Raw genomic sequence first — 14,074 nt, 5'->3', positions numbered from 1 at the left:
TAAAAGCGTCCTTAACCGGATCATACCATAATTTTGCAAATCTATGCTGTGATTGTACGGAAAGGCAGAGCGCAGGCGCGGAATAACTCGGAATAATCAGAAGCTTATTTCAGCTGTCTGCTCAGGTGAAGCGGGAGAACCGCTCTGAATCCTGCTTGTATTGTCCGGGAGTGAGGCCCGTGTATTTCTTGAACACTTTGGTGAAATAACTCTGGTCGTTGAAATGCAGACGGGAGGCGATGTCCGACAGCGTAATGCCGGGCAGCTCCATCAGCCGTTTGGCTTCTTCGATCCGCTCCTGCCGGATATAATCGCTGATGGCGGTTCCGGTCTCTTGCTTGAACAGCTGGGACAGATAACTGGCGTTCAGTCCGGTGAATTCGGCCAGCCTGCTGAGCGGAATCTCTTCATATAAATGATTGTATATATAATTCTGGCACAGCGCGGAGATACGGGAGAGCTTCGAACTGCGGCTGTCCAGCACCTGGTCGGCGAAGTCACAGAGAGCGGCAAGCTGGGCGCGGTCCACGGCCGGAATATCGTGAAGCTCTTCAATATGCTGGATATGAAAGTCGCTGAGGGTATAGGCAATCTCCCAGAACAGCCCGCCTTCAATCGCTGCGCGTGTCGCCAGTGTAATGGAGGAGACGGCCAGATTTTTTTTGCTGCGCAGCTGGCTTTTCTTCGACAACCGTCCGTAGCTCTCTTCCGAAAAAGAAGCCTGGGTCCGCAGCAGCCCTGCCTTGTCCCCGTTCCTGATATGGCGGAACATCTCCCGCTCCAGCATCGGATCATGGTGCAGCCAGGTGTTCTCGCGGCGGTAGGACAGGTCCAGATCCGGGCTGTCATCCGGCTGAGGGCCAGACTGATCCGCCTTGCCCGCAGCCAGCAGCAGCTCCGTAATGGACAATGCCTCACCGGTGGCGAGGGTGTAGAGCAGCAGCGCGGCATGATACCAGCGCATCCGGCTGAGCACAGGCAAGCTGCGGTAATACTGCAGCCAGCCTTCCTGTTGCCCCGGAGGAATGCTGTAATCGCGCATCAGGCTGGCCGCGTTATCTCCGGTGACCGGTGCGCTTAGCACCGGACCGATGACGATGGCCCCACCGGTGCGTGCGGCTTCAGGCAACTGGAGAATGATGAAATTCTCCAGGAAGCCGGTGGTATGCAGATACGGCGGAGCAGTCGTGCGGGCGGCCTTCCCGGCAGCTGTTGCCGCAGGACTGCTCCTGCGGGCAATATCCATGACCTCGTGAAGCAGGGAGTGAGCCCACTGGACGGACGGGCGGCATTCGAATGCCGGAGGCAGGGTCAGCCGGGGAGTGTCTGCGGCATCCAGCCACATGACCGGAACCCGGTAAGCCTCATATATCAGCTTGCAGATATATTCTATTCCTTCGCGTTCTTCCATTTCACCGGGCATAACCAACACTTCCTTTTCTTATATAACCAAATTACCAAAAATCCAATTAAAATGCCATAAATGTCGGAACAAGTCGTATAAAATAAAGAAAAGAAAACGTATTCTTAGGAGGGCTACACTATGGCAACGGCAACAGCAGCGGATATCCGGCAGCTTATTTCACAAATGACACTTGAAGAGAAAGCCGGACTTTGCTCCGGACTGAATTTCTGGAATACCAAAGGCATTGAACGGCTGGGCATTCCTTCACTGATGGTAACGGATGGGCCTCATGGTCTCCGCAAGCAGCAGGGAAGTGCGGACCATCTGGGCCTGCATAACAGCGTACCGGCGACTTGTTTTCCGTCAGCGGCGGGTCTGGCTTCTTCCTGGGACCGTAAGCTGATTGCCCGGGTAGGCGAGGCATTGGGGGCAGAATGTCAGGTCGAGAATGTCGCTGTTCTGCTCGGGCCAGGCAATAATATCAAGCGTTCACCGCTGAATGGCCGGAACTTTGAATATTTCTCGGAAGATCCTTATTTGGCTTCGGAGATGGCCGCGCATCATGTGAAGGGAGTGCAGAGCCAGGGGGTCGGCACTTCACTGAAGCATTTTGCCGCCAATAATCAGGAACACCGCCGGATGTCCGTGGATGCCGTTATTGATGAGCGGACCCTGCGCGAGATCTATCTGGCCAGCTTCGAAGGCACGGTGAAGCAGAGCCAGCCTTGGAGCGTAATGTGTTCCTATAACCAGGTGAACGGTGAGTATGCTTCAGAGAGCCACAAGCTGCTGACGCAAGTGCTTCGCGACGAGTGGGGCTTTGAAGGCTTTGTTGTGTCCGACTGGGGTGCGGTCAATGAGCGGGTGAAGGCGCTGCAGGCGGGTCTGGAGCTGGAAATGCCGTCAAGCGGAGGCATAGGCGACGCCAAGATCGTAGCTGCAGTGAATAACGGGGAGCTGTCCGTAGAGACTCTGGATCTTGCGGTAGAGCGGATGCTGGCCTTTATCTTCAAGAGTGCGGACAGCCGGGACGAAGAGGCCGTCTTCGATCAGGACAAACATCATGCACTGGCACGTGAGGTGGCCCGGGAGAGCATGGTGCTGCTGAAGAACGAGGGTAATGTTCTGCCGCTCGCCAAGAGTGGTACCATGGCAATTATCGGCGAATTCGCCAAGACACCGCGCTATCAGGGCGGCGGCAGCTCGCATGTAAATCCGACGAAGCTGGATGATGCTTTCATCGAGATGCAGGCGGTTGCCGGTGATGCGGCAAGCTTCCTCTACGCACAGGGATATGAGCTGGCCAGCGATGAGGTTAATGAGGAGCTGCTGCAGGAAGCCCGGGATACAGCAAGGAAGGCGGATGCTGCCGTGCTGTTCCTCGGATTGCCTGACCGCTATGAATCGGAAGGATATGACCGCAGCCATCTGTCGCTTCCGGCGAGCCATCTGGCACTGATCCATGCTGTGGCTGAGGTTCAGAGTAACATTATCGTGGTGCTCAGCAACGGATCTCCTGTAGAAATGCCTTGGCTGCCGCAGACGAAGGCCGTGCTGGAAGGATATCTCGGGGGGCAGGCTTTTGGCGGCGCGGTGGCCGATCTGCTATTTGGGGTAGTAAGCCCAAGCGGCAAGCTGGCGGAGACGTTCCCGCAGAAGCTGAGCGACAATCCTTCATTCCTGAACTTCCCCGGGGAAGGCGATACTGTGGAGTACAAGGAAGGCTTGTTTGTAGGCTACCGTTATTATGATAAAAAAGAAATTGAGCCGCTGTTCCCGTTCGGCTTCGGGCTCAGCTATACAGAATTCGAGTACAGCAATTTGTCGCTGGATCAGACCAGCATCAAGGATACGGACACCGTACAGGTATCGGTGACCGTTAAGAACACCGGCAGCAGAGCAGGCAAAGAAACCGTACAGCTCTATGTCAGCGATGTAGAGAGCAGTGTCATCCGTCCGCTGCAGGAGCTGAAGGGCTTCGACAAGATTGAACTGCAGCCGGGGGAAGAGCGCGAGATAACCTTTACATTGAACAAGCGCTCCTTTGCCTATTACAATGTGAAGCTGGCCGACTGGCATGTGGAGAGCGGAGTGTTCACTATCGCCGTAGGCTCATCCTCACGGGACATCCGCCTCACCGCAGAGCTGGAGGTAGTATCGACGACGAAGCTGGCCGTAAGGTTCAACCGTAACTCTACGGTTGGTGATCTGCTGGCGAATCCGCTGACTGAGGGCAAAGCCAAGAATTACGGCAGTATCTTCGGGATGGAGGATGCAATGGGTGATAATCCTGAAATGTTCCTGGCCATGATGAAATACATGCCGCTGCGCGCACTGATCGGCTTCGGCCAGGGCAAATATACCGAAGCCGATCTGGCTGAGGATTTGCGTGAATTGAACGTGTTGGCCGGACAGGAATAAGACGCAGCAGCAGTGCCGGAAGAATATAGGGGTTGCTTTTCGCAGCGCAATTTGCTAACATACGATGTAACTTAATAATGCTTTATATGTTCTCTAGGGTTCCGCAGCTGTTGTACAATGCTGGTCTGGTCCGAGGGGGAACGCACGGAGTGAACCATGGCCGTGTATACACGGAGGGATAAAAGCCCGGGAGGTATCGTCATACGACGATAACCTTCCGGGCTTATTTTATTTTCAGGAGGCAGAAGAGAAATGAGCAAAAATAACAACAGCAAGTCATGGGCAATGATTGCAGGTGCCGCCTGCTTTGAAGTGGTATGGGTAATCGGGCTGAAGCACGCTGTGGCCCCCTGGGAATGGGCGATAACGATAGTGGCAATACTGGTCAGCTTCTACGCCCTCATATGGGCCAGCGGCAGGCTGCCGGTCGGTACAGTCTACGCTGTATTTGTCGGGCTCGGGACTGCGGGAACCGTTCTGGCTGGCGGAATCCTGTTCGGAGAGCCACTGCGTCCGCTGAAGCTGGTACTGATACTGGTGCTGCTGGCCGGAGTCGTTGGTCTGAAGCTGGCCACGCCTGCGGATGGGGCGGATAAGCAAGCAAAGGAGCTGAATTAATATGGCATGGGTAATGTTGATTGCTGCCGGGTTATGTGAAATGTTCGGGGTGGCCATGATTGGTAAGCTGCATAAGAACCGCAACTGGCAGTCTGCTGGTCTGCTTGTCCTGGGTTTTGGTGCAAGCTTCCTGCTGCTGTCACTGGCGATGGAGAGTCTGCCGATGGGCATAGCGTACGCGATCTGGACAGGGATTGGCGCGTCTGGAGCCGCGATTATGGGTATGGTGTTCTATGGTGAGGCCCGCGATCCGCGGCGTATTTTCTGCATCGTGCTGATTCTTGGAGCTGTAGCCGGGCTGAAGCTGATCGGCTGATTCCGCCGTCTCTGCTGAAAGTTTATGATTTGGACACTTGCCGGATGTTTCGGGAAGGTTAATATGGTAAGTATAGTAAGTAGCAAGCCACACCATTCATCCTATAAGGAGACTTCCATTATTATGAGCAAACCTGTATCTGATACTATCCTTATGCCGGACGGAGCTGTGCTGCCCAGACTGGGCCAGGGAACCTGGACCATGGGCGAGCATGCAGCAAACCGGGCTGAAGAAATTGCTGCATTGCGCCACGGTGTTGAGCTGGGAATGAATCTGATTGATACTGCTGAAATGTATGGAGACGGCCGTTCCGAGGAGCTTGTCGGTGAAGTGGTGCAGGGAATCCGTGACAAGGTGTTCCTGGTCTCCAAGGTCTATCCGCATAATGCTGCAGGATCCGCACTAATCCGCAGCTGTGAAGCAAGCCTGAAGCGGCTGGGCACCGACCATCTGGATCTGTACCTGCTTCACTGGCGGGGGACCATCCCGCTGGAGGAGACTGTAGAGGGAATGGAGGCACTGGTGGCTTCCGGCAAAATTGCCCGCTGGGGCGTCTCCAATTTCGATACACCCGACATGCAGGAGCTGCTGCGTATTCCCGGCGGCAATCATTGCGCTGTGAATCAGGTGCTCTACCATCTCGGCTCCAGAGGCATCGAGCATGAGCTGCTGCCATGGCTGAGCGGACACAAGATTCCGGTAATGGCGTATTCTCCGCTGGCCCAGGCGGGAACGCTGAGAAAAGGATTGACGGAGAATGAAACCGTGCAGAGGATTGCCCGGGACCATGAAGCGACTCCGCTGCAGATTCTGCTCGCCTGGAGCATCCGTGAAGCAGAGGTGCTGGCGATTCCCAAGGCGGGCACCCGCCAGCATGTGGAAGAGAATGCAGCCGCCGGCAAGCTTGTGCTTACGTCAGATGAGCTTTGGCAGCTGGACGATGCTTTTCCGCAGCCGTCATGGAAGGTTCCGCTGGATATGATTTGAGAACGTGAACTAAGCATGATAAGCATGAAGAAGATGACAAACATGATAAACATGATAAACATGATAAACATGACAAACATGATAAGCATGATAAGCATCACAAGACAAGGCTGTCCTCTTAATGGGGGCAGTTTTTTTGTTTGATTAGGAAATCATGATATTCCGCAAAGATAACCGGGCCGAATGTATGCGAAAAACCGAATACAATGAGCTACTGCAAGGGTAAACGGGCCAAATGTATGCTAAAAACCGAATACAATTTGTATCCCTGGAAGAAATGAGGAGCATAAGTAGCAACTGGCAATCCAGCAACTTTATGCGGTTATTTTGTACAGCAAGGCTGGCGGATATGATAAATAACGTTAATCGGGTGCATCCTAAAAGGGGAATGCGGCGGACAGAAAGTTTGCCAACAGAGCGGAGTAGCCTTGTTAACAGGCCAGCTATAGGTCATTCGGAGTAGTGAAAACACCGTACTTAAGCCCCTTGGCAGGAACTCTTAAATGATGTCAACAACATTCATGACGAAACCGTGTTTTCAATTTGGTGACAAAGAAAGCGCTTTGATTTACGATGTGTTCATAGGAGATAACCTTTCACGAAGAAGTAAACGAAGGGGTCTCATTCAATTAATTAGGGGGGCATTTTAAATGGCCACAACGGCAACTCAGCAAACTTCATCCGGTGGTGCACGGGTAAAAGTCCAGCAATTCGGACGCATGCTCAGCGGTATGGTTATGCCGAATATCGGCGCATTCATCGCATGGGGGTTAATTACAGCATTATTTATTCCAACCGGCTGGTATCCAAATGAAAGCCTAGCAGCTCTGGTTGATCCAATGATCAAATATTTGCTTCCGCTGCTGATCGGATATACCGGCGGTCAGATGGTTCACGGCAAACGCGGCGGTGTTATCGGGGCAGTAGTTACCATGGGGGTTATTGTCGGATCATCTATTCCGATGTTCCTTGGAGCTATGCTGGTCGGTCCGCTGGCTGGCTGGGTATTGAAGCAATTTGACAAAGCGGTTGACGGCAAAATCAAAGCCGGCTTCGAAATGCTCGTTAATAACTTCTCACTCGGTATTATCGGTGGCGTATTATCTGTAGGAGCTCTTAAAGGTATTGGACCTCTGGTTGAAGGCTTGACCAACATTTTGTCCAATGGTGTTGAGTTCCTGGTAAATCATAATCTGCTGCCGCTCATCAATATTATCATTGAGCCAGCCAAAGTATTGTTCCTGAACAATGCGATCAACCATGGTGTACTTGGACCAATCGCGCTTGAACAATCACAACGGGTAGGCAAATCTATTCTATTCATGCTTGAATCGAACCCTGGTCCAGGTCTTGGTATCCTGCTTGCTTACTGGCTGGTTGGTAAAGGCTCTGCTAAATCTTCCGCACCGGGCGCAATCATCATTCACTTCCTGGGCGGTATTCATGAAATCTACTTCCCTTACATCCTGATGAATCCGCGTCTGATCCTTGCCGTTATCGGTGGCGGTGTATCCGGTACATTCACCTTCCAGATGCTGGGTGCAGGTCTTGTAGCTTCTCCTTCTCCAGGCAGTATCTTTGCATACTTCGCGATGACACCTAAGGGCGGATATCTTCCAATGCTGGCCGGGGTTATCGTCGCAACCGTCGTATCGTTCGCTCTTGCGGCCCTGCTGCTGAAGACTGTTAAGAAGAACGACGAAGAAGAAATGGATATTGAGGAAGCAGCAGCCAAGGTTAAAGACATGAAATCTGCCGGAACTGCAGCTCAAACTGCGGCAACTGCAACTACTATAGCTGCTAATGTACGCACTAAAGCCAATGTGAACAAAATCGTCTTCGCTTGTGATGCAGGGATGGGTTCCAGTGCGATGGGCGCTTCCGTCCTGCGCAAGAAACTGCAAAGCGCAGGGGTTAACATTACGGTTGTGAACTCTGCTGTCAGTGAAATTCCTGCGGATGCCGACATCGTAGTTACGCAGAAGACACTTACTGACCGTGCCATTGCCGTGAATCCAAACGCAGAGCACATCTCGATCGACAACTTCCTGAAGAGCCCGAAATATGATGAGCTCGTGGAACGTTTGAAGTAAGACGCAGAAGTGTAAGATAAATTAATAAGCGTAATGTCAAATAAGGAGACGCTGGCCGCCAAAGCCAGCGTTTGTCTCCCAAATATAAGAAAGTATATGTTCCACTATACTTTACCTTATATTTCTTGCTGAAACGGATGCCGTCCCTTAGAGGACGGCATAGCCGTTTCTACTTGGTGTAGGGCGGAGGGTGTTCGCGGAATATGAGGAAAATTACCGCCAGACAGCGCCAGATTATATGGCTTCTGCTCGGAGTCAGCGGAGAAATTACGGCTGCTGAAATCGCTGAGGCTACCGGTGTGAGTGTAAGAACCGTTCACCGGGAGATGGAGGACATAGAGTCTGCGCTGAAGAATTTTGGTGTGAATCTGATCAAAAAATCGGGGAAAGGCATACAATTGAACGGCCCGGAGGCCGGTCTTGCGGAGCTGCGCCTGTTTTTGCGGGAAGAGAAGCCGGCGGAATATTCTGGAGAAGACCGCAAGGTGTTTGAGCTCTGCGCCCTGCTGGAGGCGGAAGAGCCAGTGAAGCTGTTTACGCTCGCCCATTCGCTTAAGGTAACAGTCGCGTCTGTAAGCTACGATCTGGATGAACTGGAGCAATGGGTCCGTAAATTCGGCCTGGAGCTGGTCCGCAGAAGAGGCTACGGCGTTGAAATCACCGGCAGTGAGATCGATAAGCGCCGGGCGATTGGCCGGCTGGCCGCCGAGCATCTGGATCTGTCTGATCTGGTTGGCCATGGCTCCCAGGCTGAGAGCAACCCGGTCTTCAGTGTTCTGCTGTCTACGGTTGGGAAATCCAATCTCATGGAGGTAGAGAATACCCTGTGGGATATGGAATGGAAATGGACCGCTGAGCTTCCGGAAATTGTCTACATGGAAATGCTGCTGGGTCTTGCCGTGACGACCAGGCGGATCGAAATCGGCCGGAGCATTGACAGCGGAGAAGAAGCGGGATATTCCAGAATGTCAGATCACCGCAACATTGCCGGGGCCGAGAGCTTTGTCCAGCAGCTCGGAGCGGCGCTTGGGATGGATATTCCTCGGGTAGAGGTCTTGTATATCGCCGGATTATTCGACCGGGTGCAGGATTCTTTCTCTTCTGCCGGCTTTGCCTACGGTGATATCGAGTTAATGGAGATCGTCTATAAGCTGACGGAGAGTGTGGTCAAACGGACAGGGCTTCCTTTCCAGAGTGACCGTTCCCTGCGCGAAGGCTTGCTGGAGCATATCGATCCCGCCTTGAAGCGGATTCGTGAAGGTACACGCATCCGCAATCCGCTGCTCGGACCGATCCGCCGGGATTATGAGTATCTGTTCAACATCGTCCGTGCCTCCGTAGAGGATATGCAGCTTGAGCTTGAAATTCCGGATGAAGAAATCGGATTTCTGGTGATGCATTTCGGGGCTTCCGTCGAGCGGCTTAATCAGCTAAGGCGTAATGTCAGAGCCATTCTGGTCTGTGCCAGCGGACTCAGCTCCTCCCGTCTGCTGGCTACCCGGCTGACCAAAGAAATGCCGCAGATTGAGATTCTCGGCAATATTTCCTGGTATGAAGCCGCACGCCTGCCGGATGTGGACTATGACCTGATTATTTCTACCATTGATCTGCCGATTGATAAGGAACGTTATATCAAAATCAGCCCCCTGCTCACAGGGGAAGAGATAGAGAAACTACTGAATTATATCCAGAACACAACGCTGCGTGAGCGGGAATCAGGCCCATTAGGTGAGCAGGACCGGACTATGCGGGATGAGGCTTCACTGGAGCGGCTGAAGAGCTACAAGGGGATTCTTGACGAAATGGTCAGCCTGCTGGAGCGGTTCCGGTTCCATCCCATTGACAACAAGGATATGGATTTGTCTGCAACACTGGTGGAAATGCTGGCAATGCTGAATGGAAGCGGCGTAATTGGGGATGCGGACATTGTCCTGGAGCGCCTGCTGGAGCGGGAGCGGATGACCAGTCAGGTAATACCGGACACGGGGCTGGCGCTTTTCCACACCCGAAGCAGCCATATTCATCTGTCATCGCTTACGTTGTACCGGCTGCGCCAGCCTGTGATTCTGGAGGGAGACACTGAGGTTAGAGTGATTCTGCTTATGCTGGCTCCGCGCAGACTGTCCAAGGAGAGTCTGGAGGTGCTCAGCGAGATCAGCGCTTTGCTGCTTAATTCCGAACTGGTACAATTGCTGGAGGAGCGTACGGAGCCTGAGATCCGGGGATATCTGTCCTCGGAGCTGCTTCATTTTTTCCAAAATAAAATTTAATTTGAAAGTGAGAGAAACCATATGAGTATACTGTCAGAAAATAAAGTAATTATGCACGGTGCCGCTAAAGATAAATACGAAGCGATCACTATGGCGGGTAAGCTGCTTGTCGATGCAGGACATGTAACGGAGGAATATATTCCCAAGATGCTGGAGCGCGAGGAAGTGGTGTCCACCTATATGGGCGGAGGGCTGGCGATTCCCCACGGTACCAAGGAAGCACGGCCGTTCATCAAATCCACAGGACTGTCTGTAATCCGTTTTCCGGACGGTGTGGATTTCGGCGGGGATGAGCCGGCATTCATCGTGATCGGTATTGCTGCCGCAGGCGACGGGCATATGGAGGTCCTGACCAACGTGGCGATGATTTTCACAGAAGATGATGCCATTGAGCGCGTAATGAATGCTCCAACGGCCGCTGATGTGATCGCGATCTTCGAAGGAGGCATGGAATAATGAAGGCTGTCCATTTCGGCGCGGGCAACATCGGCAGAGGTTTCATCGGACTGCTGCTGTCGCAGGCAGGGTATGAAGTAACTTTCGTGGATGTAAATGAGGCTTTCGTATCCCAGCTTCAGGAGCGCGGCGAGTATCCGGTAATGCTGGCCAGCGATGGTCAGGAGACGGTAGTCGTCAAAAATGTAACTGCACTCAGCAGCGTAACTCACGGTGAAGAAGTTGCCGCAGCCATTGCTGAAGCCGATCTGGTTACCACAGCTGTCGGCGTGTCGATTCTGAAGCATATTGCGGGTGTTCTGGCTGATGGCATCAGCAGACGGGTAGCGATCTCTTCCGCACCGCTGCATGTGATTGCCTGCGAGAACGCGATTGGCGGCAGTGCTCAGCTCAAAGAGCTGGTGTATGCCAAGCTTGATGAAGCAGCCCGCGCCAAAGCGGACGCGTCCGTAGCCTTCCCGAACGCGGCTGTGGACCGGATTGTTCCGCTGCAGCAGCATGAGGATATTCTGAAGGTAGTCGTAGAGCCATTCTATGAGTGGGTGGTAGATTCCTCCCAGATGATCCCGGGCTATACACCTGTTGAAGGTGTGCATTACGTGGATAACCTGGAGCCTTATATCGAGCGTAAATTGTTCACCGTGAATACCGGACACTGCTCCGCAGCGTATCTTGGCTTCCTGCGCGGGTACGAAACCATCCAGCAGGCTATGGCGGATGAAGCTTTGACTGCACAGGTCCGTGAAGTGCTGGAAGAAACGGGTGCGGTGCTGATTCAGAAGCATGGCTTCGATCAGGCAGAACACAGCAAGTATATCGACAAAATCCTTGAGCGCTTCCGCAACCCGGCGCTGACCGATGAAGTGTCACGTGTAGGGCGTTCGCCGCTGCGCAAGCTGTCGCCGAATGACCGTCTGGTGTCTCCTGCTCTGCAGGCATACGACAGAGAGCTCAGCTATGCTGCCCTGACTCGCTCTATGGCCGGCGCACTGCTGTTCAATGTGAGTGATGACCCGGAAGCGGTCGAGCTGCAGGCAGCAATTGCCGAGCTAGGCGCAGAAGCTGCTCTGGCGAAATATACCGGCATTGCTGCTGATCATCCGGTTCATAAGTCTGCGATGGAGCAATATGCGAAGCTGAAATAAATCTATAGAAGTACAGCCGCAGGGGCAACCTATCCCTGCGGCTTTTTGCGTTCCGGTGCGTATGATGTCGGCATAACAAATACGGCGCCCCCTTTTAAGAGAGGCACCGTAGTAAGGCTGGCATAACCATACCCGCCGAATTAAAGCTCTGCTTAGCTGTTCTCCAGAATCGTCTGCAGTGTAGTGCGGTCCAGGCCTTCAACCAGCTTGACCAGCAGCTCCTTGGCCGCTGCATAATCGTCGCTATGAATAATGGAAGTAGCCGTATGGATATAGCGTGAACAGATCCCGATAACCGCTGAAGGAATGCCGATACCGCTGACATGCACCTGACCAGCGTCCGTTCCCCCCTGGGCGACGAAATACTGGTATTTAATCCGGTGAGTGTCCGCCGTATCCTGAACGTACTCAATCAGCCCGCGATGCGTAATCATCGTAGGATCAAAGATACGCAGCAGGACGCCCTGTCCCAGGTGGCCGAAGGCCTGGCGGTCGCCGGTCATATCGGCAGCAGCACTGGCATCCAGGCCGAAGAAAATATCCGGCTGAAGCAGATTGGCCGCGGTCCGCGCACCGCGCAGTCCGACTTCTTCCTGGACGGTGGCGCCGGAATAGACGGTATTCGGTAATTTTTTGCCATGTAATTCCTTCATTAATTCAATCGCCAGACCTACGCCATAGCGGTTGTCCCAGGCTTTAGCCATAATCTTCTTCGGATTGGCCAGCGGGGTGAACGGACAGACCGGCACAACCTGCTGCCCCGGAGCAACGCCGAAGCTCTGCGCTTCCTCGCGGCTGTCCGCACCGATATCTATGTACATTTTGCCGATATCGCCGGTCTTGCCCCGCTCCTCCGCGCTAAGCAAGTGGATCGGTGTGCTGCCGACAACGCCATTCAGCGTTCCTTTCGGGGTAATAATCTGCAGCCGCTGCGAAGCCACAGCCGAAGCAAGCCATCCGCCCAGCGGCGTGAAACGGATCATTCCGTTGTCAGTGATGCCGGTAACCATGAATCCCACTTCATCCAAATGTCCGGCGACCATGATCTTGGGGCCGTTCGCCTCACCGCGCAGCACGCCGAACAGGCTGCCCAGGCGGTCCTGCACGAATTCATCGGTGTAAAGCGTCATCGCCTCTTTGACATAAGCGCGTAATTCACGCTCGAAGCCGGGGGCTGAAGGGAATTCAGTCAATGTTTTGAACAAATCGAGTGTTTCTGGATTCATACACATATCGCTCCTTTTTACACTTATATAGGATGAACTTAAGTTATCGATAAAAGATAAGAATTTATATGCTCCGTGCATAAATTATCCTTATCTTTCTCGCTGAAACGGTACCGTCCTAAAAAGGACGGCAAGGCCGTTTCCACTTGTCAGGATCAGGTGTTATTGCAGTTCCTTCTCGCTTTTGGTTATTTTCTTTTGTTCATCTTACCCAGTATGAACATTGTTACGCCGATTGTCCATGGCAGGAGGGCATATGAACACAGTGACCCGGGAGGCGAATACTATGTTGTAAGGGCTCTGCATGCAGGAGCCGGGAAAGGAAGCGAGGAGAATGTGGCTATCAGGAAGCGTAGCCGCAGCAGGCAATCGGGGAGTGCCCAGGAAGGTGCAGGCCCGCGGGCTGCACAAGCGGTACCCCCGCCGGTACCGGCGGGACAATGAAGCCGTACTGATACTGGTGCTGTTTATGCTGCTGATTGTTGTGCTGCTTTATTTTTCCTGAGCTTAAGGGGACATAACGGGGCCGCCTATAGTGAACAATAAGGAAAAACATTGTATTGAAGCACAACCCGGAGGGACGGGAAATGCGTATCCCGCTGCCCGCTCCCTTTCGTATCCTACAGGAGGTGTCTGTATTGCCGGCGAAAACAAAGAAATCAGGCGTCAAGCTGCGGCTTGATACTTTGACCCCGCAGGATTATCAGGAATTGGCCAAGCCTTATGTGCCCTCCCGTCCTGTATTCAAGAATTGTGTGCGAGCCTTCCTATCCGGCGGTTTGATCTGTGTGCTTGGACAAGGCATCCAGGAAGCATTCATGGCAATATTCGACATGACTTCCCGCGAAGCAGCCAGTCCAACAGTTGCTATTCTGATTCTGCTCTCGGTCATTCTCACCAGCTTCGGTGTGTACGACAAACTGGCCCAGTGGTGCGGTGCGGGTTCAGCGGTGCCCGTCACAGGGTTCGCCAACAGTATGTGCTCCGCTGCTCTTGAACACCGGGCTGAAGGGCTCGTACTCGGCGTTGGCGGCAATATGTTCAAGCTGGCCGGATCAGTCATTGTGTTCGGTGTGGTTGCCGCATTTGTTGTAGGTGTAGTGTATGCCGTTATGGGCTGGGGAGGTGCACATTAAA

At 53.2% G+C, this 14,074-nt stretch carries 12 protein-coding genes and 1 riboswitch; of the genes, 10 read left to right on the top strand and 2 right to left on the bottom strand.

Annotation, left to right across the window (positions count from 1 at the left end; all coding sequences use genetic code 11):
* Positions 1–121 precede the first annotated feature (121 nt).
* Positions 122–1,423 (bottom strand): helix-turn-helix domain-containing protein, encoded by a 1,302-nt coding sequence (locus tag MHI42_RS11980; RefSeq protein ID WP_342423906.1) that lies wholly within the window; start codon positions 1,421–1,423, stop codon positions 122–124.
* Between the two features lie 120 nt (positions 1,424–1,543).
* On the opposite strand from MHI42_RS11980, the gene MHI42_RS11975 reads away from it, so the two are divergent.
* The 8 genes from MHI42_RS11975 to MHI42_RS11940 all read left to right on the top strand — a co-directional run bounded on the left by MHI42_RS11975 (position 1,544) and on the right by MHI42_RS11940 (position 11,711).
* The gene (locus MHI42_RS11975; RefSeq protein WP_342423905.1) at positions 1,544–3,826 is read left to right on the top strand and encodes a glycoside hydrolase family 3 C-terminal domain-containing protein; all 2,283 of its coding nucleotides are present in this window, start codon (positions 1,544–1,546) and stop codon (positions 3,824–3,826) included.
* Between the two features lie 82 nt (positions 3,827–3,908).
* A riboswitch (guanidine-I (ykkC/yxkD leader) is annotated at positions 3,909–4,021 on the top strand.
* Positions 4,022–4,078: 57 nt separating this feature from the next.
* Complete coding sequence (locus MHI42_RS11970; protein WP_342423904.1) at positions 4,079–4,444, top strand: multidrug efflux SMR transporter; 366 nt, start codon at positions 4,079–4,081, stop codon at positions 4,442–4,444.
* Position 4,445: 1 nt separating this feature from the next.
* Entirely contained in the window at positions 4,446–4,760 is a 315-nt protein-coding gene (locus tag MHI42_RS11965) for a multidrug efflux SMR transporter (RefSeq protein ID WP_042134787.1), read from the top strand.
* A 123-nt stretch (positions 4,761–4,883) separates the two neighbouring features.
* Positions 4,884–5,747: an aldo/keto reductase gene (locus MHI42_RS11960; protein WP_342423903.1), complete on the top strand. Its 864-nt coding sequence runs from the start codon at positions 4,884–4,886 to the stop codon at positions 5,745–5,747.
* 650 nt (positions 5,748–6,397) lie between these two features.
* A complete protein-coding gene (locus tag MHI42_RS11955; RefSeq protein WP_342423902.1) occupies positions 6,398–7,840 on the top strand; it encodes a PTS mannitol transporter subunit IICBA in 1,443 nt (480 codons plus the stop codon).
* Positions 7,841–8,043: 203 nt separating this feature from the next.
* The gene (locus tag MHI42_RS11950; RefSeq protein WP_342423901.1) at positions 8,044–10,110 is read left to right on the top strand and encodes a BglG family transcription antiterminator; all 2,067 of its coding nucleotides are present in this window, start codon (positions 8,044–8,046) and stop codon (positions 10,108–10,110) included.
* Positions 10,111–10,131: 21 nt separating this feature from the next.
* Positions 10,132–10,566 (top strand): PTS sugar transporter subunit IIA, encoded by a 435-nt coding sequence (locus tag MHI42_RS11945; RefSeq protein ID WP_039308269.1) that lies wholly within the window; start codon positions 10,132–10,134, stop codon positions 10,564–10,566.
* Entirely contained in the window at positions 10,566–11,711 is a 1,146-nt protein-coding gene (locus tag MHI42_RS11940; protein WP_342423900.1) for a mannitol-1-phosphate 5-dehydrogenase, read from the top strand. Before MHI42_RS11945 ends, MHI42_RS11940 begins: the two co-directional genes overlap by 1 nt.
* Before the next feature lie 152 nt (positions 11,712–11,863).
* On the opposite strand, the gene MHI42_RS11935 is transcribed toward MHI42_RS11940, so the two are convergent.
* A complete protein-coding gene (locus MHI42_RS11935) occupies positions 11,864–12,937 on the bottom strand; it encodes a M42 family metallopeptidase (protein ID WP_342423899.1) in 1,074 nt (357 codons plus the stop codon).
* 304 nt (positions 12,938–13,241) lie between these two features.
* Here MHI42_RS11935 and MHI42_RS11930 point away from each other — a divergent pair, with 304 nt between their 5' ends.
* Both MHI42_RS11930 and spoVAC read left to right on the top strand, forming a co-directional pair.
* Complete coding sequence (locus MHI42_RS11930) at positions 13,242–13,442, top strand: hypothetical protein (RefSeq protein WP_342423898.1); 201 nt, start codon at positions 13,242–13,244, stop codon at positions 13,440–13,442.
* 133 nt (positions 13,443–13,575) lie between these two features.
* The gene (gene spoVAC, locus MHI42_RS11925) at positions 13,576–14,073 is read left to right on the top strand and encodes a stage V sporulation protein AC (RefSeq protein ID WP_342423897.1); all 498 of its coding nucleotides are present in this window, start codon (positions 13,576–13,578) and stop codon (positions 14,071–14,073) included.
* The last annotated feature ends 1 nt before the right edge of the window (position 14,074 follow it).

It is taken from the genome of Paenibacillus sp. FSL E2-0178, from assembly GCF_038593005.1.
In the GTDB taxonomy this organism is placed as follows: domain Bacteria; phylum Bacillota; class Bacilli; order Paenibacillales; family Paenibacillaceae; genus Paenibacillus_AQ; species Paenibacillus_AQ phytohabitans.
The sequence above is the reverse complement of the archived record's forward strand: the minus strand, read 5'-3'. Positions and strand labels throughout refer to the sequence as shown.